This window comes from Lysinibacillus sp. NPDC097214, assembly GCF_050277945.1.
In the GTDB taxonomy this organism is placed as follows: domain Bacteria; phylum Bacillota; class Bacilli; order Bacillales_A; family Planococcaceae; genus Lysinibacillus; species Lysinibacillus xylanilyticus_B.
In genome coordinates this window covers 1-21,722 of record NZ_JBNNSS010000013.1, presented here as the reverse complement: position 1 = coordinate 21,722, position 21,722 = coordinate 1, and the positions used below count along the sequence as shown (strand labels likewise).

The following is a 21,722-nucleotide window of genomic DNA, read 5'->3' as shown; positions in this document are numbered from 1 at the left end:
ACATGGAAAAAACACACCACAATCCTTCTGAAGGAAACGCATGGACACGTCTAACTAGCTCGAATTGGTTTGTCTATATTTTAGTTGCGCCTTTATTTTTAGTGTTGTTTGCCTATGTGGTATACCCGTTCTATCAAACGTTTAAAGAAAGCTTTTCTAGTGATGATGCGCTCTCTAATTATAAAAACTTTTTTAATATAGCTAGCCCAGCAAATATAGAGGCTTTGTGGACTAGTATATATATATCCGCTATCAGTGTTATTTGTTGTGCAATCGTCGGTGTAACCATGGCCTTTCTTCTGGAACGCTATAATTTCCCAGGTAGACGGATACTCTCTGTTTTAGTATTGGTACCTATGGCTCTTCCGCCACTAGTAGGTGTACTGTCCTTTACATTTTTGTATGGAGACAGTGGTATTTTCCCACGTGCATTTCAGCACCTATTCGGTTTAGAGCAAGTACCCTTTTCATTAAAAGGCATATGGGGGGTTATCGTAGTACATACATTCACTATGTACACTTACTTCTACTTAACCGCCTCAGCAGCTATAAAAGGTCTTGATCCAGCTTTAGAAGAAGCTGCTACTAGTTTAGGTGCCGGGCGTATTCGGGTATGGACAAAGGTTATTTTGCCCATGTTAACACCTTCGATTGTTGCCTCATCCTTACTCGTATTTATGATATCTATGGCGTCTTACACTGCACCTTTAATGTTCGGTGTCGAACGCACAATGACCATGCAAATCTATTTATCACGTACGAACGGGAATTTAGATATGGCAGCGACACAATCTATGATCTTATCCTTTGTGTCCATTACCTTTTTAATTGTGATGCGCTGGTATCAAAACCGCCGAAATTATCAAAACCTTAGTAAAGGTATTAGTGTTCATCGTTCTGAAGTGTCATCAAGAGGCATGAAAGTTATGGCAACTATTGCGTCTTTCATAGGCACATTAATTTTAATTTTGCCGATTTTAGTGCTTATATTAATTTCATTTTCCGTTGATGGTGCATGGAAAACGCAAATTCTCCCAACAGACTATACATTGGATCATTATCAAGTACTTTTTACAGATGAACGGACGTGGCGACCAATTTGGAATTCCGTTCGAATGGGGATCGTTGCAACACTTGGCAATATAGTTTTCGGTGTTGCGGCAGCCTATGCAATGGTTCGGTTAAACTTCAAAGGTAAAACATTACTAGATATTTTAATCATGGTTCCTTGGGCATTGCCGGGAACGGTTGTAGCTGTCAATTTGATCGCAGCCTTTAGTACAGAAAATATCTTCGCCTTGAATCAAGTTCTTGTCGGGACATTCTGGATCTTGCCGTTAGCTTATTTTATTAGACATTTACCTCTTGTTTTCCGCTCGACATCGGCATCACTTGTTCAATTAGATCAATCTATCGAAGAAGCATCACGGAGTTTAGGTGCAACATGGTGGTATTCATTTAGACGTATTGTACTTCCCCTTACCTTTACAGGCATTTTGGCAGGTACGCTACTAGCACTTGTTCAAAGCTTTGGCGAATTCGTAGCGTCCATTCTTATTTACAGTACGTCGACCATCCCATTATCAGTGGCGATATTCCAAAAACTATATTCGTTTAAATTTGGAACTGCTTGTGCATATGGCGTCTTACAAATTTGTTTAATTTTAATTGTGCTTATTATTTCTGAGAAGTTATCTAAAGGCAGTGCTGGTTCGGCCATATAACTGCTAATCTAATAGGAGGCCATTCATATGTTTGAAGATTTCCGCAACAAAACACAGCAAGAGGATGGGATGATCTTCCCTTCTAATATTTATCGTAAAATTGTCTTACAGCCGGCTTACGATGAAGCCAAGAAAAACTTTTTAACATTTATGCTACAAATCAATATTGCACACTTAAAAATGTTAGAAGAACAGGGACTAGTCAAAAAAGAAGAAGCTAAAGAGATTGGTATCGCTCTAAAAAAACTAGACTTGAACTATTTTCGTATAGAGGATTACAGCCCGCGATACGAAGATTTGTTTTTCCGCATCGAAAATAAATTAATAGAGCTTGCTGGCGATATTGCAGGAAATCTTCACATTGGTAGAAGTCGTAATGATATGGGCATTGCCATTTATCGAATGACTTTGAGAAAAAAATTGTTATTGCTTATGCGTGAATTACTGACATTACGGGATGATTTAATTGCAGCTGCTGAGGAACACGTTGATACGATTATGATTGGCTATACACATACGCAGCAGGCACAGCCGACAACCTTTGCACATTATTTGAAGGCTGTCATTGATCAACTTGAACGCGACTTTGAACGTTTACAGCATGTCTACAAAACGGTGAATCGTAGTAGTATGGGAGCAGCGGCATTAACAACAACTGGCTTCAATATTAATAGAGAGCGCATGCGTGAGTTATTGGCCTTCGACGATATTATCGAAAATGCGTGGGATGCGGTTGCTGGTGCAGATTATATCGCAGAGGCAGCGAGTATCGTTCAGCTTGCGGCTCTTAATCTCGGCCGTACATCCCAGGATTTTCTACTATGGGCTACACAGGAATTCAATGCATTTACGTTGGCGAGCCCGTACGTACAAGTTAGCTCAATCATGCCACAAAAGCGCAATCCAGTTTCAATAGAGCATACACGTTCATTGCTATCAGCGGTTGTAGGTGACGCTAGTACTGTATTACAGATGGTACATAATACACCATTTGGAGATATTGTAGACACAGAGGATGATATGCAACCATATTTATGGCGCGCCATCGACCGTTTAATAGGTATTTACAAACTATTTGGTTCGTTAGTTGTCACGATGGATGTCAACAAGAAAAAGCTAAGAAGTCGAGCAAACAATAGCTTTGCCAATGTCACAGAACTTGCCGATACGTTAGTGCGTTCTGAAGGGATTTCATTCCGCCAGGCACATAGTATTGTTAGTAAATGTATTAAAGTATTGCTCTCTCATGGGGAGGAGTCTTTAGCAAGTCTTACATGGGGTCTTACCAATACACAATCCAAATTAATTACTGGTAAACCATTAAAAATTTCTGAGGAAGATTTTTATAACACATTAAAACCAGAATCCTTCGTTGGTGTACGTACATTACCTGGTGGTCCAGCGCCAGTAACGATGAAAGCGTCTCTTGAACGCTCCAAGGCAAATTCTCAAAATCTTTATGAGTGGATTCGTTTGAAGGAATTTAAGATTATTGAGGCAGAAAAACAATTAACCGTATTTATAGAGGAATGGAATCAATGATGGGATGGCTACTAATTATTGACGGTGGTGCTACAAAAACGGCATGTGCGCTCGTACATGCCGAGTCTGGCGAAATAAACTATACACATTCAACAAGTGGCTCGAATTATCAAGCGATCGGAGCTACATCTGCTACAGAAATAGTGCAAGCCTTATTAGCAAATGTACAGGACTTTTTGCAAAAGCAAGCTGATTCCACTATTGCTGTAGCTACCTTTGCAATGGCTGGGATTGATTCTCCCAAAGATCATGAAATCGTATCAGCAATCATTCATAGCGCCGTATCAGCATTACAGCTAAAAATAGATACGCTTATTATAGAAAATGATGCGCAAGCCACTTTACTTGGTGTTACTGCTGGACAGGCAGGCGCATTACTCATCGCTGGAACAGGAGCCATTGCTTACGCATTTACCGGTACACAAATAGTACGTGCAGGTGGCTGGGGGCATCGTGCAGGAGATGAAGGCAGTGGCTATTGGCTAGGGCAAGAAGTAATACGCGCCATTTTCCGCATGGAAGACGGACGCGGTGAGCCGACCCTATTAAAAAATGCTGTCTATCATCACTTACACATACAAGATGTTACAGAGCTAGCCACATGGCTATTCCGCCCATCTTACACGAACGCGCAGCTTGCAAAAATGGGGGCATTTTTAGCAGATGCCGTGACCAAAAAGGATTCATGTGCCATCCAAATATCAATGCGTGCTGCCCATGAATTAGCGCTCCTTGCATGTGCCGTGTTGAAAAAAATCGACTATCAAGGCGAAGCATTTAGCCTTTATTGTAATGGTGGTGCCATTAAGCATAATCCATTAATTTTTAAAACTTTTTCACAAGAAATGAAATCGATGTATCCACAAATTGAAGTTTCTCTATGTCAGCATCAACCTATCCATTATCTTATGGAGCGTACAAAAAGGGCCTATGACAATCTGTAATGTCATAGGCTCTTCATGTTGTGAAAAAACTATTATGTTCAATGAAATTAAGGTGTCTATATTATATGAGTGACATGCCAAAAGATCACGCTATGTGAAGTGATTGATTGGAGTGGAGACTGGGCGACTCCTCGGGGATTAGCGTCACAGATGAGACCCTGGAGCGAGCAACGCGAGTGAAGCGGCTCATCGGACGCCCCCAGGAAAGCGCCCAGTCGGAACGGAAATCAACCCCTCGTTTTGCAGAATAGTCATTCTTTATTTAACTGCAATGTCATAAGCTCTTTATTTTTAGCAAATATCATTAAAGCGCCATTTTTTTCAATTCATTTGTCGTGAAATATAAATAGCTGTCCTTCACAAATAAATCCTTCGTTTCTTCCCTATTTAACATTTGTTCTCCGCTTCCATCCGGGCGAATCTTCGTTAAATACGCTCCGTGTGAATAATTACTAAAATATAGCCAACCATCCGCATAAACAACGTACTGCGCACGTGAATTAGAAATGCGTTTCGATTTACCTGTTTCTAAATCAAGCACGTACAATTTATTATCATCAGAAACATTACTATAAAATATTTGTTGCCCTACCTGTGCAGCAAAATCTACATTGTGAAAGTAGTTATACTTTGTACTTGTGGCTTTCGGGTAGTCTCCAGCAATCCACGTATGGTCTTTTGCCATCGTTCGATCATCCACTAAGAAATATTGATAGCGTACCGCCCCTTTACGATCAGGCACCGGATCATTCCATGTAGTATCGAGGTGGTACCATTGACCATCCAACTTTACTAAATTCCATGCATGCCCTTCCTGGCCGACATAGCCTACGATATATTTTGTTTCTATCCCTAGCTTTTGTAACATCGAATGAGCCAGCAATGCATAGCCCTGACAAACGCCACCATGTTCCGCAAGCACTGTATAAGCGCTATGTGGACTTGAATTCGTTTGATCCGTATAGGCAGTATTGGCAACGATATAATCATTGACAGCCCTAACCGTTTCTACATCACTTAATGATTTTTTATGAATAGAGGCTACAACCTCTTGAACATTCATTTCAACAAATGCCGATTGCTCTGGTGTCATTAAATAACTTTGCTCCCCAAAGATTTTGGCCGTTCTTCCTCCATATTCAAAACGAATTGAGTGTTTACTAATATGCCCATATACATAATCATCTCGTTTAATAGCATTTTCATAGGCTTCTTCTACTAACTGTTCAATTCGCTGTGTATTGCCTTTATATTGAATCTCAAACGTAGGTGAAAAACTACTGTAGTACGCATACATCGCATCAGCCATTTCCTTTGCGTTTGTTACAACTAACTTTGCTTCAGGTTTTTTGACTGCAGGAGCTGTAACGGCTACTCCTTCTTTTGGCTGTTCTTCTATAGGTGTGGCCGTTTCAATGGAGGTATTCTCAGAAAGTTTAGCAGTAACGTCTATTATTTTTTCCTTTGTTGAATGAAGCATCGTTTCTATCTCATCATTATTTGCCCAAGTTATCACTTGTTGTACAACTGCCTTACCAGCAGTATAAATAGGGTCAATAAAAATAATGATCATTACGATAATGGCTAACTTTTTCCACAAAATCCTCACCTCCAACCGTTTTCCTGTATTCATTATATACAAAAAAAGCACAAAGAACTCAGTTGGAGGTCCTTTTGTGCTTTCATTTTATCAATAGATAAGGATATTCTTATTTAATTTTAAGTTTCTGTTCTTTGCCCTTAACATTATAAACTAAATAATTATCTTTCATTCTTAAATCTGTAACTGCTTGCTTCACGAGCATCTCAGTTTTTAATGTTTTTAGATTTAATTTTGTTAAGTAGCCACTGTTACTGTAATCGCTGAAATATAAAAAGTCATCTACTCCTGTAATATACAAGGCACGTTTATCCATAACCTTTGTTTTCTTACCACTCGCTAAATCTAGCTTATACAATTTATCTTTATCTGCTGTATTACTAAAGTACAGTGTATGATTAACTTGATATGCAAAATGAACATTTAGCATATAGTTATATTTTGTACTTGTTGCAGTTGGATAATTGGATACTATCCATTTATGATCTTTCTTTAGTTGTGCATCCGTTACTAAAAAATAATCGTACGAAGAAGCCCCGAAACGATTTGGTAATGGATCATTCCATGTTGTATCTAAATGATACCAGTACCCATCAACCTTTACTAAATTCCATGCATGTGCCTCGTTACCATTAACAGTACCAACAACATACTTTGCATCGAATCCAGCTTGTTCTAACATTTTATAAGTCGTTAACGCATAACCCTGACACACAGCTTGACCTTCCATTAACAATGCATAAGCGCTATGGGGACTAGCCTTTGCTTTAGTACCATATGTAGTATTTGACACGATATAATCATTAATCGCTTTTACTTTTTCGAATTCTGTCATTGAAGGCTTAATAATCGTTTTTAATAGTTGATCAACCTTTTTTTGTACCATTGCTTCTTGTGTTTGGTTTGTCAAATACTTCACTTTAAACGTCACATTGCCTGTTGAGTCTGCAGAAATAGTGGTACTTTCCATATGACCACTCGCATAGACTGCTTGCTCCTGTGCTTTTTCAAAGGACTCCATAAATTTCTTTTTGAAATCTGTCATTGGTCCACTATATGTAATGTTAATTTCAGGAGCGAAATTATTTAATTGCTTTACGATTTCTGTTGTGAATTGATCCCAAGTTGTTACGTTAGTATTAGCTACTACATGATAAGCAATCGCTGGGGAAGTATTTACTGAACGAGCGTCTGCATGTTGAGCATAGACTGCTGTTGGACTTAACATCAGCAATGCCGCTCCGCTTATCAACCATTTTTTCACAATAAATCACCTTCCCATTTGTTATATTCTTGTAATTAGAATAACAAAGAAAGTAACTACGAATCTATCGGACAAGTTCACTAACTATGACTTTTAACTGTATAACCAATAAACTTCAAATAGGTATAAACTCCTTTAAATACAAAATAAGTATCGAATAAAACTATATTTTTGTACAAAAATAAAAACTCACCTGTTTTAGTGAGTTTTCTAAGCCATTTTCTATCGAGCAGGCTTCTCTTTATGTTAACGACTTTTTACTACTAAATTAACGGCCTCTTGAATAACTTCATTCATTTTCTCGCCATCACCTTCAGCATTTTGTACACATTCTAAAAGATTCGTACTAACAATGACACCAACTGTGCGATCTACTGCTGAACGTACAGCCGATAATTGAGTTATGACTGCCTTACAGTCCTTTTCTTCTTCCATCATTTTTAAAATTCCACGTAGCTGGCCTTCCATGCGCTTTACACGATTTTTTACTTGATCTGAATATTCCATCATCATTGCTCCTTCTTTCTATACTCGCTACGTTCTTGAGTTATTATTCTTTATCCTATTACAAAATAAAATCTGTAGCTATTTTTTCCTTGGTTTTAAATAATTCATAAGCATTGTAGCAATAATTGCCCCTGCATTTGTTATTTCATCATACTGTATCACTGTATTTTTCTTTATTCGTAACTGACCTATCTCTACCTCAAAAATTGGACACTTTCTTTTAAGTGCTGCGACTAGCATATTTGTGTCGTAGTCATATCGTTCACCTTTTACTTTCATCAGCCATGGTAGTTCCTTTATAGAAATAAACCGTAAACCTGTTTGTGTATCCACTAATTTTCTATGATAAAGGATTTCAAAAAACAAACTTGTTGTACGATTACCCCAATATGATAAAAACGTACTGTCCGAAGAATGGAAGTTACGTACTCCTAACACAATTCCTTCAGAAAAGACCTTTGTCATCGTTAAAACGAGCTTTACATCTTGTATAGTATGTTGCCCATGAGCACCTACTGTAATAACACCTTGAAGCATACTTCTTTGCGACCTTACATAGGCAAAGGCCGTTTTTAGTGCGGCTCCCTTACCAATATTGTGGTCATGCTCTAGTACTCGACAACAATCAATATTTTTTAACTCTTCAAATACACTGGCATATTTTTGATCGCTGCCATCATTGACAATAATAATTTGGCTAATGGTGGTCGCTAATAATTGATGGACATAGGTTATAAGTGACTGTTGTGGATTATAGGCTGGTATTATTGCTGCTATATTTTTCATCATTTCTATCCCCCGGATAACATGAAACTTTGGCAGATGCACTTTTTGTAATCACTACTTCAAACCTCTACAAATCTCCTTATATCACATAGTATCACTTAACGAGGACAATTCAACAATAACGGTATTTTCCCGATATATGAAAAAAGAGGACTTTTATGATTCATCACCAAAAGTTAGGAATGGCATTGTTCAAAACATATGCCATATATAAGTTGATCTTCGTTACGACTGGGCGACTCCTTGGGGATCAGCGTCACAGATGAGACCCTGCAGCGCAGCGAAGCGGCTCATCGGACGCCCCCAGGAAAGCGCCCAGTCGGAACGGAAATCAACCCCACGTTATGGTCATGAGCCATTTTTATGAAAGAGGTGAGTGCTATCGTCATTCAATATGATATTCTCCAAGATCAATGTAAGAAATTAAAAGCTTTGTCCTTCATTAAATTGGCTAAAAATTTACAGGATGCTAGCTCTCTCGCCACGTCAAAGCCAGCTCTATCTTTACAAAAATCCCTCCTTGTATTGGAGGAAATTTTATATGAGCATTATAAACTAGAAATGGATGCAGAACCAAAGCTAAAAAACATTCGATCATTACTCAATAATCGTAGCTTTGTTGCAAAAATTCATCCACGTCGCATTTATTTACTAATGAACCTTGTAAACAAAATGACATCTAGTAATAGTAGTGAGATTGTGGAAGCAAAGGTCGCAAAAATTGTTCTAGATTATATAAGTGATATTGTAGAATGGTTTATTAAACGCTATGACAGTAGCTTAAAGGCAAAAATGATTCGCATAGCTCCTAGTTTTGAAGATATAACTTCAATTTTTGATGTAAATATGCTTCTTCAAGATAACCAATCACCCGAGGCCTATAAAAGTGCCGCAAACTGGTTTGAGCTTGCAGCAAAACAAGGGAATGCAAGTGCTCAATATAATTTAGGTGCTCTTTATAATCAAGGCCGTGGTGTTAAGAAAGATTATACAGTTGCAAAAATGTGGTATGAACGCGCCGCTGCTCAAAATGATGCAAATGCACTTTATAGTCTAGGCGTGCTGTATCATTTAGGTCATGGTGTTGTACAAGACTATGAAGAAGCCACTCGCTATTATAAAGCTGCTGCGGATTTAGAAAACGCAGATGCACAGTACAACCTTGGGGTCCTATACAACCAAGGACTTGGTATGCCACAAAATTTTGCGGAAGCTGCAAAATGGTACATGCTAGCAGCCAATCAAGGGAATACAAGTGCTCAAAATAACCTTGGATTCCTTTATCACAACGGAACTGGCGTCGAGCAAAGCTATGAGGAAGCTATAGCCTATTTTGAAATGGCCGCATTAGCTGGTGATGCAAGTTCTCAGTATAATCTTGGCTATATGTACCTTAAAGGTCGTGGCATCTCACAAAATTTTGAAGAAGCTGCGCAATGGTTCCATTTAGCTGCACTTCAAGACCATACAAATGCAGAATTTCAATTGGCAATGTTATACAACACTGGTCAAGGTATTCCTCAGGACCGCATAGAGGCAATAAAATGGTTTAAGCTCGCAGCACATAAAGGACACTTAAACGCTCAATACTGTCTCGGTGTACTCTATGTCAAAGAAAACGATATACCTTCAGCTGAAAAATGGTTACAGTTAGCCACTAATAATGGACATATAAGTGCAGGTTTTGAGCTTGGACGTATTTATGTATACCAACTTCAGCAACTAGAGAAAGCGCTCCCTTACTTCCAAGCGGCTGCCGAAAAGGGTTATGCTGATGCTCAGTACGAGCTCGGATTATTATATGAAGCTGACTTGAATTATGATGAAGCAGTAAAATGGTGGAGAGCCGCTACGGATCAGTCCCATATTCAGGCTGAATATCAATTAGGGTTATTATATGAGCACGGATTGGGAATCGAGCAGGACTTAGAAGAGGCACGACGCTGCTATCGACTAGCAGCCATCCAAGGGCATTCAGGTGCTCAATATCAGCTCGGTAATTTATTTGATAAGGGAAAAGGTGTTGCACAGGATTACACCGAGGCAGCAAAATGGATTGAACAAGCTGCCGCTAAGGGGCATGCCAAAGCACAGTATCAATTAGCTCAAATGCATAGCCATGGACAAGGGGTACCGAAGGATTTTGCGAAAGCAGCCCAACTGTATCGACTAGCTGCCAATCAAGGGCATCAAAAAGCCCAATTCCAGCTCGGTATGCTTTACAAAAAAGGACATGGTGTCGCGCAGGATTATACAGAGGCAACAAAATGGCTTAAGAAATCTCTTGAAAATATAAAGTAAATGGCTCATCACCATAGCGTAGAGTTGATTTCTTCTAGGTTACTCATTCCTACGTCGAGCGTCGAGATTTTCTTCGCTTTCGCACAGATACCTTGCTACATGCTATATGAAGTAGTTGATTGGAGTGGAGGCTGGGCGACTCCTTGGGGATCAGCGATATAGAGGAACGAAGGCTAAAAGCATCACGTCCTGTGATAACGCCTTCGTGACCAACATCGTGTTGGCCCGAGACCCTAGAGCGAGCAAAGCGAGTGAAGCGGCTCATCGGACGCCCCCAGGAAGCTCTGCTCTGTGCGAAAGCGAAGCGTCAGCAATTGTTTTATCTGTGCGAAAGCGTAGCGACAGCAACAACAAAGCGCCCAGCCGGAACGGAAATCAACCCCTCGTTTTGCAGAAATGACACTTTATTTAATATAACACCTTAGTTTTTCAATATCATAAATACCGTGTACCTCGTAAAGACAGTGACACGGTATTTTCTAGTTTTTCATTTCTTCTTTTTGATTCACCATAAATGTTACAACGATAAATAGAGCAAAGCTAATTAATAGCGTTGTCCCTCCTATGATAAAGAAAATTAATGTAAATGTACTGCTAAAATGAAATGGATTTATATTGTAGAACCACATGCCTAGTGTTAAACCAAAAACACCGAGAATAGCTGTCCAACCATGAGCTGTTACTAATTTTTGCGATTTCACTTTAAAAGCACGATAGAAAATGCCCCATGCAAACATACTTAACCAACCTACGAGCAAAATATGTGCATGTATCGGTCTATATTCATAACTACCTGAGGCAGACATATGTGAGCCTAGATACGTTCCCAATAAGGCAAAAATCGCAGCAAGACGAATAAGGCGTATACTCCATTTTAGTTCCATACAATAACTCCCCCTAAGCTTTTTCAACTTAGTCAGCAGTTTATCTCGTGAACATGAACTTTACATGAACTCCTCATTACAATTTTGGTAAGTGAACACGGACCTTTGTGCCGGAATTCATAACACTTTCCATATGAACCGTTCCCCCATGTAGCTCAGCAATTTGCTTCACGATGGCTAGTCCAAGCCCAGTACCTTGCTTTGTTCTGGACTCATCTACTCGATAAAAGCGATCAAATACCTTTTGTAGTTGTTCAGCAGTCAATCCTATACCACTATCCTCAATAAGCACTTCAATTGAGGTTGAGAATTCTTGCAAGTGAATATGAATTTCTCCACCTTCGACATTATATTTAATAGCGTTCGTCAATAAATTATCCCAAACATTTTGCAATAGCCCAGCATCACCATTACATGTTACTGGTTCAAGCTGATACGATAATTGTACATTTGCGTCTTCAAGCTGCCAGCGGTATTTTCTAACTGTTTCCTTTAATTGCTCATCTAAACGATAAGGCTCACGCTTTAACAACCTTGTAGATTGATCGAGTGACGTTAATAACAGTAATTGCTTAGTTAACGTCGACATACGCTTCGTTTCTAGCTCAATAATCGTTGTATACTCCTGCCTTTCCTTGTCGGTAAGCGAGGGATTCTTTAGTAAATCTACATAGCCTTGAATATTCAACAACGGCGACTGAAAATCATGGGACACATTACTAATAAACTCTTTTCGTATTCGATCATTTTCCTGTAATTTTTCTGTCATGACATTAAAACTATCTGCTAATTGTCCAATCTCATCAGCTCGCTCTATATCTAGTAGCGTATCGAATTTCTCATGTGCAAGTTGATGCGTTGCCTCTGTTAGTTGCGTAATAGGGCGAATTAGTGCCTTAGCAAAAAGTAGCATTGCCAACAGACTAAGTACTGTCATCGCTAGAATAAGTCCACCAAGTATCGTATGAACCTCAGAAAACAACAAGCGAATATCGGGTCTAATGAACAGTGCATACTGCTTATTTTCATAAGTAAATGGCACACCTATTGTATTTATTAACTCATTCGCAAAAAAACCTGTCACAAAAGTCTCTTTAGGAAAATCACGCATACCATGATAAATTTCCCCGTTTAAAACATGCTCGACTGTTTTGGGCGGTAGTGCTTTATCACGATACTTACCGCCGAAGAAATGTCCTTCGTCACCGGTTGTTACATAAATCTGATAACCTATTTCCCCAAGAGTTGTTAAATAATTTTCTAAATCGTCAGGTTTTGACGACTCAATGTATGACGCAATATCTTGCGCAATCTTCACATTTTTAGCATCATTTTTTTCCTTTACAACTTGATGATAATAAATATTTGTCGCTAAAAAGCCGATACATAAGCTGCCGATCATAACGAGCATTGTCGTGACAACAAATTTACTATATAACGTTTTCATCATGCAATAACCTCTAGCTTATAGCCAACACCACGCACCGTTGTAATTTCAACACCTGTTTCATAACGATACAAACGCTCACGAATCCGTTTCACATGCGTATTTAAAGTCTGCTCATCTCCATCATAGTCATAGCCCCACACTTGCTCCATAATAAAACTACGTGTAAACACCTGATTCGGACGAGAAGCTAGTAAAGCCAATAGTTCAAACTCCTTTAACGGCAGAACTAGTGTATCTTCCCCAATGACAACTTCAAAGCTCCGACGATCAATAACGACCCTGCCTACCTGGATGGTTACCTGATTTTTCTTATCTAATCTACGCAATATCGCGGCTATGCGGAACAGCAATTCTTTAGGTTCAAAAGGCTTCACAACATAGTCATCTGAACCTGCCAAAAACCCTCGTTCCTTGTCCTCAAGCTCGCCTTTTGCTGTTAATAACAGTACAGGAATATCGTAGTCCTGGCTCAATGTCTTGGTTAATGTAAAACCATCCATTCCAGGCATCATAACATCTACAATTGCCAAATCAGGCAAGTTTCCCTCAAGTAATTTAAGGGCCTGTTGTCCGTTTTCCGCCTGTATCACTTGATAGCCCTCTCTTGTCAGATAAATATTTACTAGCTGTAAAATATGTACATCATCATCTACTACGAGAATTTTCATTTAAGTCTACCCCCATCCAATTTGTTTCCGGTACACTATTTTAACAAAAAATCCGCTCCATTCCGCGGACGTTCTGCAAGCCTTGCGTTGCTCGCTGTCCAGCAAGAGTGTAGCGAATTTTTAATACATTTATATTATAACGAAAAGAAAGAAATCAGCAGCAATATAAGTAACGGCAAAACAATTACGATATAGCCTCGTGGATTTGCAAAATTCATCGTCCAACCGACCCCAAAGCGTTTCTCGACAAAAACGGAGGGATCTTGACGATTCACATAAATTAATCCACCCTTCCAATAGCGATCCTCATCAACATCCATTACTTCTGCAACGACATTATCTCCATATGTCACTCTCAGCTTGCGTTTTTTCCACGCGTACACAAGGACTGAGCCAAAAACAAGGCATAAAAATAAAACAAATACTGGCAATAGCCTATTCCCTGTAGTCATCGAAGGATAAATATTGCTTAGCTGTAATACTGTAAAAAATATAGTAAAGGCATAGCTCAATAACATAATGCTCCAGCTCATATACTTTCGACTTTTCAGCTGATCTTCCAATGATTCTTCCTTACGATTAACAGCTAACTTGATTGCTGAACGCTTGATGGAATCTACAATTCCCCACATCATACATTGCATCATTAGCATGACAAGCGGTAGTGAAATCGCAGTAAAATATGTTTTACTTCTCCAAGAATCCGCTTCACCACTTGGTCCCCAGTGTACAGCAATGTGATCTGGTATTTGGTCATAATGGAGGAATGTAAAGATAATTAGAAACACCGTAACACCAAAAGGGACTACATAAAATGGCCATGGAAGCATTTCATCACGACTACGTGCCGTTACATCAACAGTACGAACTTGTTTTATATTTAAGCCCCATTGCTCTTCCTTTTTAAGCTTTAAAACTTTTTGATGGTATATCCAATATAATGTCATACTGACTGTAAGCATCGCAAATAAGCATCCAAGCAGAAAATAACCTTGCATAAACTCAGATGGTGCAAGGTAATAATAGTTAACAATCATCATCATTAATAACATGACACCAGAAATTCCAACAATTTGAGCGTAATGCTTTTTCATATTACGTAATGCAGGATGTTTCACATTTTGTTCCGGTACTGTAACGCCAAAAGCGATTGTCTCTCGTACTATAAACGGAACAAATAATTGTAGAGCTAGTGTTATGATGTAGACGGTTGAAAAAACGCCAAGTAGCATGTACTACACCCCTTGTGCAGGTATTTGCAAATCAGAAAATACCTTTTTCATCATGTGCTCGATTTGCTCAACTGTTGCGCCGAGCACCATTCCTTCTACCACAACAGGCTTTAAGTTTTTTTCAATTTGTTGTAATTGTTCAGGCGTTAACGCTCGCTCCTCTGTTGAACGAATAATAGCACCTGATTTAGCTCTAATTGTAATAATCCCCTTCTCCTCTAACTCATGATAGCTTTTATTAACCGTGTGCATATTGACGCCCAAATCAGCCGCTAAATTACGTACAGATGGCAGAGTATCTCCTGGTTTCATTTCCCCTCTTGCAATACCTTCCATAATTTGTCGTGTTACCTGTTCATAAATTGGTACATCAGATTGTGGTTCTATTTGAATAAACATTACTATCATCTCCAAAATTGTTATACAAAAAGTATAACAGATAATCATTTATTGTGCATAAAGGAGGACTATTGAAATTATAGAGAGTTCTTAATAGTTTCTATAAACTTTTGCACAAGTAAGCTATGCCTTTCATTCTTTCTTGTACAAATTGCAATTTTATGTTTAATATGAACATCCTTTACATAAACCCTTGCCAATTGCCCACTACCAACATACTCTTTAACAGCTAGTGACGAAATAAAATTTGCACCATAGCCCGCCATTACTGAACGAATCGTTTCATTGATCCCATTAAATTGTAGTGCGATTTTAGGTGGTTTGACTTGATACGTTTGACATAAAGAAAAAAGATGCTCCCTCATAGAACTCCCTTCCTCTCGCATAATAAATGGCTCTCTCATCATGTCAGCAAGTGAAATGGATTGATTTGCATAAGGATGTTCAGGTGCGACTACAAACCATAATTCATCCTCAAAAAGCTCCTCCCACGCTACTTCTTCCGGTCTTTCTGAGATACCACCACCATAAATTGCAATATCAGCTTTATACTGTATTAATTGCTTGAAGGCATCTTGGGTATTAGTTGTCGTAATGACTAAATTAATATCTGCATTTGCACCTTTAAAGGTAGCGGCCCACTTAGGAATTAGAAAGTTAGCTGGTAAGTATGTAGCAACTATATGTATTGTTCCTGCTTTAGCAAGTCGATAATCTCCAATGAATGATTCAATATGTTCTTCAAGCATAACGAGTTTTTTTGCCTTTTCTGCTAAAGCCTCTCCAAATTCAGTTAATACTACGCCCCTTCCTTGCTGTTTAAATAATTGAACGCCAATCTCATGCTCAAATTTTTTTATTTGGCTTGAAACTGCCGGCTGACTTATACGAAGTAATTCTGCCGCTTTCGTAAAACTACCTGTAGTAGCAACTTGATAAAACAATTTTAATCCATGAGTATTCATGTTTTCACCTCATACCCATAATCTAAAGTTATGAGTTAATAATAATAATATATTTTCATTATGATTCATTCTATCATACACTTTACATGCAAGCTTGCACGAAAAAATGCGGAAATGGGGACTGTTTGATGACCAATTTTAATGTTTGGAATAATGTAGATGAGTACTTTATGAAAAAACTAATACCGGCAGACACAGAACTTGAAGAAGTATTACAAGCTAATAAAGCAGCGGGTATTCCGGAGATTGATGTATCACCAACTCAAGGCAAACTATTATATTTACTAGCTAAAATAAAAGGAGCAAAAAACATTTTAGAAATCGGAACACTTGGTGGCTATAGTAGTATTTGGATGGCCCGTGCACTACCGAACGAGGGTCAAGTTTATACACTCGAAATTGATCCCGAGTATGCCTCAGTAGCTAAGGAAAATATTAAAAGAGCTGGTTGTGAAGATAAAGTTGAAATTATCGTTGGAAAGGCCTTAGATACGTTACCTACTTTGAAAAAAATAGCCCCGCCATTCGATTTAGTATTTATCGATGCAGATAAACCTAATAATCCACACTATTTGAAGTGGGCATTAGAATTGGCTAAATCAGGAGCAATAATTATCGCTGATAATGTAGTTCGTGATGGTGCTGTAATTGATGAAAAAAATGAAGATGAGAGGGTACAAGGTGTGCGACAGTTTATGGATTTATTGCAAGAAGAATCTCGAATTGAATCCACAGCAATACAAACAGTTGGCAATAAAGGCTATGATGGTTTTGTACTCGCCGTAGTTAAATAATTGAAAAAGGAGATGTCTCATGATTCATTCGAGACATCCTTTTTCATTTACTGTTTCCCCTATTAATCGGTCCAGGAATCAATAATATTTCGTTATTTCGTCTGTTATGCCCCCCCTTACAATGTTTTAGAATATAAAAAAAATGCCTTACAAGCTCCCCATCTAAGCTCGTAAGACATCCTTCACCTTTTTAAATCTCTTTATTAATGACCCCTTTTTTGTAACCGTGTTCAATTTTCAGTAAGGAACGGGGGAACAGACCCCGCTCGTTACAATAGTGAAATACAGTGGACTCCATTCGAGTTTAGTCCACAACAATTTAGGAAAGTTAGGATATGTTCGTTTAATAGATTCATATCTCAAATCAATTATGCCTCGGCATAATTGCGTGACCCGCCGGAGGCTTTATTACTGAAAGCAAGTTAAGCTAATTTTTCGTAACCTGGAAGCGTCAAGAATTCCGCAAATTCATCTTGTTCAATTAAAGATTTAAACAGCTCAGCAGCTTCTTCATAGCGGCCACTGTTATAGACTTGTTCCCCAACAGCCTCTTTAATTTTCACAAGCTCTTCCTCCAAGATTGCTAGGACAAAGGCCAATGTAATACCACGACCATCATCCAAGATACCTTTTGGATGACGAATCCATTGCCATACTTGTGTACGAGAGATTTCTGCAGTTGCAGCATCTTCCATTAGGTTGTTAATCGGCGCAGCTCCGTTGCCTCGTAGCCAAGAAGCAATGTACTGAACGCCTACACTACAGTTAATACGAAGACCTTCAAGTGTAATTGTACCTTCTGGAACAGCTACTAAATCTTCTGCTGTAACATTTACATCCTCACGCTTTTTATGGATTTGGTTTGGTGTCGTCATAATCGCATCAAACTGTTCCATTGCCGTTGCAACCATACCCGGGTGCGCTACCCAAGTTCCATCATGGCCATCTGTTGCCTCACGACGTTTATCTTCTGCAACCTTTGCAAACGCTACAGCATTCGCATCGTCATCCCCTTTAACAGGAATTTGTGCTGCCATACCGCCCATCGCAGGAGCATTACGTTTATGACATGTTTGAATACATAAAGACGTATATGCCTTCATGAATGGTACAGTCATTGTTACTTGTCCGCGATCCGGTAAAATTACATCAGGTTGATTACGCAGACGCTTGATATAGCTGAAAATGTAATCCCAGCGTCCACAATTCAGACCAGCTGAATGTTCACGCAGTTCATATAAAATTTCATCCATTTCAAATGCAGCTAAAATTGTTTCGATTAATACAGTTGCCTTAATTGTCCCTTGTGGAATTCCGATATAATCTTGTGCAAACACAAAGACATCATTCCATAAGCGAGCCTCCAAATGGCTTTCAAGCTTCGGCAGGTAGAAATAAGGTCCCGTACCTTGTGCCAATGCATTTTTAGCATTGTGGAATAAATACAGACCGAAATCAAAGAAGCTACCAGAGATCGGTTCGCCATCTACTAGTACATGCTTTTCAAGTAAATGAAGACCACGTGGACGAACTAATAACACGGCTGTGTTTTCATTTAACTTATACGTTTTACCATTAGATGCTTGTGTAAATTCAATTGCCTTATTAATAGCATCACGCATATTTATTTGGCCGCCAATCATGTTTTCCCATGTCGGAGCAGATGCATCCTCAAAGCAAGCCATAAACATTTTTGCACCAGAGTTTAAAGCATTAATAACCATTTTACGGTCAACAGGTCCTGTAATTTCTACACGACGGTCTTGCAAATCTGCTGGAAGTGGTGCAATTGCCCAATCACCCTCACGGATATGCTTTGTTTCTGGTAAGAAGTCGAGTTTCTCACCTGCATCAAGACGCTTTTGGCGTTCTTGACGAGCCTCTAACAGCTCTATTCGACGAGCATCAAATTTTTCGTGCAGGGCAAGAACAAACTCAAGGGCTTCTGGTGTCAAAATTTCTTTTGTTTGCTCGTTTTGTTCCCCAACAATTTTAAGCTTACCTGTTGTTGCTTGTTCCATCAGTTATTTCCCCCACTTTTGCGATTTTAAGTAGTCTTCCCCCGCTTTAGGAGGGGCGGGGGAGACTAATCTATGATTATGAATTTAGGAATACACGTACTTTATGAAACTTATACGAATTGTTCTGTTTCAGTAGAGCCAGCCATCGCTGTTGTAGAAGAAGTACCACCAGAGATAGCTTGAGATACGTCATCAAAGTAACCAGTACCAACTTCACGTTGATGACGGGTAGCTGTATAGCCTTTTGATTCTGATGCAAACTCAGCTTGCTGTAGCTTAGAGTATGCAGCCATACCATTATCTTTATAATCATGCGCAAGCTCAAACATAGAGTGGTTTAATGCGTGGAAACCAGCTAATGTTACGAATTGGAATTTGTATCCCAATTTACCTAACTCGCGTTGATATTCTGCGATTTCTTCTTCTGATAGATTTGCTTTCCAGTTGAATGAAGGTGAGCAGTTGTATGCTAGCAATTTACCAGGGAATTCCGCATGAATAGCTGCCGCAAATTCACGAGCTTCCTCAAGAGATGGTTTAGAAGTTTCACACCAAATTAAATCTGCATATGGCGCATAAGCTAAACCGCGAGCAATCGCTTGTTTGATGCCTGGTGTTGTACGGAAGAAGCCTTCTGGCGTACGTTCACCAGTAATAAACTCAGCATCACGTGGATCGATATCAGATGTTACCATATCAGCAGCATCAGCATCTGTACGAGCGATTAAAATTGTATCAACACCCATTACGTCTGTTGCAAGACGAGCAGCAATTAAGTTACGAACAGCATTTTGTGTTGGAAGTAAAACTTTACCGCCTAAGTGACCACATTTTTTCTCAGAAGCTAATTGATCTTCTAAGTGAACACCAGCAGCTCCAGCTTCGATCATACCTTTTACAAGCTCAAATACGTTTAGAGGACCACCGAAGCCTGCCTCAGCATCTGCCACGATCGGAGCGAACCAATCAAATTGATCTACACGGCCTTCAGCATGATCGATTTGATCTGCACGTTGTAAAGCTTGGTTAATACGCTTTACTACTGCTGGTACAGAGTTTGCTGGATATAAGGATTGGTCAGGGTACATTTGACCAGAAAGGTTAGCATCAGCAGCTACTTGCCAGCCTGATAAGTAGATTGCTTTTAATCCGGCTTTCACTTGTTGTACAGCTTGATTACCAGTTAATGCACCTAATGCATTAATGAACGGTTCTTCTTGTAAAGAGTTCCAAAGTCGAGCGGCACCTTTAGTTGCTAAAGTTTGTTCAAGTACAACAGAGCCCTGTAACTTAACAACCTCTTCAGCTGAATATGCACGTTCAATACCTGCCCAACGAGAGTTCTCAGCCCATTGTTTTTCTAATGCTTGAATTTTTTCTTGACGTGTTGACATATTGAAATTCCACCTTCCCCTTTGTAGACAATATACTCTGTTAAAAAACTTTTAATCCGCTGTTCCATAACAGGTTTATTTGTTGTAAATTAATATATAACAGAACATCTGAATTTTCATTATTTTTAGATAAAATACCAAATTTTTATGATGAAACCGCTTTTTTTGGCGACGAAATTTGGTAAACTGTTTACAAACAAGGGGGATATTCACAATGAATAATGAGTTTAATTCTTTGCCAAAAGATATTTCACAACAGTTTATTTCAATGTTAAAGGACTGGGTTCCAGTCAACTCATCCATTGCAATTGCCGCTGAAAGCTCCTATATTTACTTTCATTCTGGACATCAAAACATTAACTTAGAAGTAGGCCAACAAGTACAATCTGGCAGCATTGCTGAGCAAGTACTACGTACAAGGAAACGAACAGACGCCATTTTAGATAATTCCTTATTTGAAACACCGTATTATGGGATAGGTTATCCTATAAACATTTTAGATGTGCCTGCAGCACTTATTGTAGTATTACCTTCAACCTTTACCGAAAAGAAATTAGAGCCCTTTCAATTTTTAACTGGAAAGCAAGATGAGGAATGGAATCCTGTTGCAATTGAAAAAATCTCTCATATTGAAAGCCTGCAGAAAAAAACGTGGTTTTATGTGGAGGGAGAACAATTTAAAACAAGTATTACACTGAAAGAACTTCAAATGCGTCTACCATCATCTTTTATTCGCATTCATAGATCTTATATTGTTAATATTCATTTCATAAAAAAAATGGCTCGTGATCTTACTTCCAATTTTATTGTCACTCTAAAGGATGGAAGTGAACTACCCGTTAGCCAATCTTATTTAAATAATCTTCGAAACGCTCTTGAATTTTAGATTTTGTCTTGGCGTAATTGTTGCTGTCGCTTCGCTTTCGCACAGAAAACATTTGTTGCTGTCGCTTCGCTTTCGCACAGAAAACATTTGTTGCTGCCGCTTTGCTTTCGCACAGAAAACATTTGCTGAATGAAGATAAAAGGCTGTCTTATACATCGGTTGTATAAGACAGCCTAAAAAAATAAAAAAGCCTGAGAAAAAATTCTCAGGCTTTAGATTGCCTAGCGACGTCCTACTCTCACAGGGGGAAGCCCCCAACTACCATTGGCGCTAAAGAGCTTAACTTCCGTGTTCGGTATGGGAACGGGTGTGACCTCTTTGCCATCATCACTAGACTATTTTCGGCTTTCAAGATACTCGT

General features: G+C 38.9%; 18 protein-coding genes and 1 rRNA gene. 6 read left to right on the top strand and 13 right to left on the bottom strand.

Annotated features, from left to right (window positions below; genetic code table 11):
• Window positions 1-2 precede the first annotated feature (2 nt).
• The 3 genes from ACQKMI_RS21575 to ACQKMI_RS21565 are packed head-to-tail and all read left to right on the top strand — an operon-like array spanning window position 3 to window position 4,210.
• Window positions 3-1,724, top strand: a complete 1,722-nt coding sequence (locus tag ACQKMI_RS21575; protein WP_427492258.1) for an ABC transporter permease — start codon at window positions 3-5, stop codon at window positions 1,722-1,724.
• A gap of 27 nt (window positions 1,725-1,751) precedes the next feature.
• Entirely contained in the window at window positions 1,752-3,266 is a 1,515-nt protein-coding gene (argH, locus tag ACQKMI_RS21570; protein ID WP_427492257.1) for an argininosuccinate lyase, read from the top strand.
• Window positions 3,254-4,210, top strand: a complete 957-nt coding sequence (locus tag ACQKMI_RS21565) for an N-acetylglucosamine kinase (RefSeq protein ID WP_427492255.1) — start codon at window positions 3,254-3,256, stop codon at window positions 4,208-4,210. Before argH ends, ACQKMI_RS21565 begins: the two co-directional genes overlap by 13 nt.
• A 304-nt stretch (window positions 4,211-4,514) precedes the next feature.
• Here the strand turns inward: ACQKMI_RS21565 and ACQKMI_RS21560 are convergent, their stop codons facing one another.
• The 4 genes from ACQKMI_RS21560 to ACQKMI_RS21545 all read right to left on the bottom strand — a co-directional run bounded on the left by ACQKMI_RS21560 (window position 4,515) and on the right by ACQKMI_RS21545 (window position 8,370).
• Window positions 4,515-5,819 carry a transglutaminase domain-containing protein gene (locus tag ACQKMI_RS21560; RefSeq protein WP_427492368.1) on the bottom strand — a complete coding sequence of 435 codons (1,305 nt, stop codon included), beginning with the start codon at window positions 5,817-5,819 and terminating at the stop codon, window positions 4,515-4,517.
• 100 nt (window positions 5,820-5,919) lie between these two features.
• The gene (locus ACQKMI_RS21555; RefSeq protein ID WP_427492253.1) at window positions 5,920-7,074 is read right to left on the bottom strand and encodes a transglutaminase domain-containing protein; all 1,155 of its coding nucleotides are present in this window, start codon (window positions 7,072-7,074) and stop codon (window positions 5,920-5,922) included.
• A 246-nt stretch (window positions 7,075-7,320) separates the two neighbouring features.
• A complete protein-coding gene (locus ACQKMI_RS21550) occupies window positions 7,321-7,581 on the bottom strand; it encodes a metal-sensitive transcriptional regulator (RefSeq protein WP_010857552.1) in 261 nt (86 codons plus the stop codon).
• Window positions 7,582-7,659: 78 nt separating this feature from the next.
• Window positions 7,660-8,370, bottom strand: a complete 711-nt coding sequence (locus tag ACQKMI_RS21545) for a glycosyltransferase family 2 protein (protein WP_323650590.1) — start codon at window positions 8,368-8,370, stop codon at window positions 7,660-7,662.
• Between the two features lie 360 nt (window positions 8,371-8,730).
• On the opposite strand from ACQKMI_RS21545, the gene ACQKMI_RS21540 reads away from it, so the two are divergent.
• A complete protein-coding gene (locus tag ACQKMI_RS21540) occupies window positions 8,731-10,668 on the top strand; it encodes an SEL1-like repeat protein (protein ID WP_427492251.1) in 1,938 nt (645 codons plus the stop codon).
• A 479-nt stretch (window positions 10,669-11,147) separates the two neighbouring features.
• Here ACQKMI_RS21540 and ACQKMI_RS21535 read toward each other — a convergent pair whose 3' ends face one another.
• From ACQKMI_RS21535 to ACQKMI_RS21510, 6 genes are all read right to left on the bottom strand, one after another.
• Window positions 11,148-11,552 (bottom strand): hypothetical protein, encoded by a 405-nt coding sequence (locus tag ACQKMI_RS21535; protein ID WP_427492249.1) that lies wholly within the window; start codon window positions 11,550-11,552, stop codon window positions 11,148-11,150.
• A 76-nt stretch (window positions 11,553-11,628) separates the two neighbouring features.
• Window positions 11,629-12,999 carry a sensor histidine kinase gene (locus ACQKMI_RS21530; RefSeq protein ID WP_427492366.1) on the bottom strand — a complete coding sequence of 457 codons (1,371 nt, stop codon included), beginning with the start codon at window positions 12,997-12,999 and terminating at the stop codon, window positions 11,629-11,631.
• A complete protein-coding gene (locus ACQKMI_RS21525; protein ID WP_427492247.1) occupies window positions 12,999-13,670 on the bottom strand; it encodes a response regulator transcription factor in 672 nt (223 codons plus the stop codon). Before ACQKMI_RS21525 ends, ACQKMI_RS21530 begins: the two co-directional genes overlap by 1 nt.
• A gap of 134 nt (window positions 13,671-13,804) precedes the next feature.
• Complete coding sequence (locus ACQKMI_RS21520; RefSeq protein WP_427492245.1) at window positions 13,805-14,902, bottom strand: DUF1648 domain-containing protein; 1,098 nt, start codon at window positions 14,900-14,902, stop codon at window positions 13,805-13,807.
• Window positions 14,903-14,905: 3 nt separating this feature from the next.
• On the bottom strand, window positions 14,906-15,301 hold the full coding sequence (locus tag ACQKMI_RS21515; protein WP_427492243.1) for a GntR family transcriptional regulator: 396 nt from the start codon (window positions 15,299-15,301) through the stop codon (window positions 14,906-14,908).
• A 77-nt stretch (window positions 15,302-15,378) separates the two neighbouring features.
• Window positions 15,379-16,266 (bottom strand): LysR family transcriptional regulator, encoded by an 888-nt coding sequence (locus ACQKMI_RS21510; RefSeq protein ID WP_427492241.1) that lies wholly within the window; start codon window positions 16,264-16,266, stop codon window positions 15,379-15,381.
• A gap of 128 nt (window positions 16,267-16,394) precedes the next feature.
• On the opposite strand from ACQKMI_RS21510, the gene ACQKMI_RS21505 reads away from it, so the two are divergent.
• Window positions 16,395-17,060 (top strand): O-methyltransferase, encoded by a 666-nt coding sequence (locus ACQKMI_RS21505; RefSeq protein WP_427492239.1) that lies wholly within the window; start codon window positions 16,395-16,397, stop codon window positions 17,058-17,060.
• A gap of 422 nt (window positions 17,061-17,482) precedes the next feature.
• Here the strand turns inward: ACQKMI_RS21505 and aceB are convergent, their stop codons facing one another.
• Window positions 17,483-19,081, bottom strand: a complete 1,599-nt coding sequence (gene aceB / locus ACQKMI_RS21500) for a malate synthase A (RefSeq protein WP_427492237.1) — start codon at window positions 19,079-19,081, stop codon at window positions 17,483-17,485.
• Between the two features lie 110 nt (window positions 19,082-19,191).
• Window positions 19,192-20,475, bottom strand: coding sequence for an isocitrate lyase (gene aceA, locus ACQKMI_RS21495; protein ID WP_427492235.1), 1,284 nt, complete (start codon window positions 20,473-20,475; stop codon window positions 19,192-19,194).
• A gap of 214 nt (window positions 20,476-20,689) precedes the next feature.
• Here aceA and ACQKMI_RS21490 point away from each other — a divergent pair, with 214 nt between their 5' ends.
• Window positions 20,690-21,361, top strand: coding sequence for a LytTR family DNA-binding domain-containing protein (locus ACQKMI_RS21490; RefSeq protein ID WP_427492233.1), 672 nt, complete (start codon window positions 20,690-20,692; stop codon window positions 21,359-21,361).
• 219 nt (window positions 21,362-21,580) lie between these two features.
• Here the strand turns inward: ACQKMI_RS21490 and rrf are convergent.
• Window positions 21,581-21,696: ribosomal RNA gene (gene rrf, locus ACQKMI_RS21485) — 5S ribosomal RNA — on the bottom strand.
• Window positions 21,697-21,722 lie beyond the last annotated feature (26 nt).